Raw genomic sequence first — 216 nt, forward strand, 5'->3', positions numbered from 1 at the left:
TCCAAAATTACCTTTGTAATTAATTAATATTTCTTCCTACTTTTGCAGGACAAATCATATACTCTATATCATCTTCATAATCAAATCCGACTTTAACAATCATAATTCATCTTCCCTTTCTATCTAGTGAATTTTGCAAGACGTAGACTATTATAAATTTCTGACACGCCTATAATAACATATATATTCTATTGTTTTTTTGTTAGGTATTAAAGC

This window comes from Bacillus sp. JJ1474 (genome assembly GCF_036965225.1).
In the GTDB taxonomy this organism is placed as follows: domain Bacteria; phylum Bacillota; class Bacilli; order Bacillales; family Cytobacillaceae; genus Cytobacillus.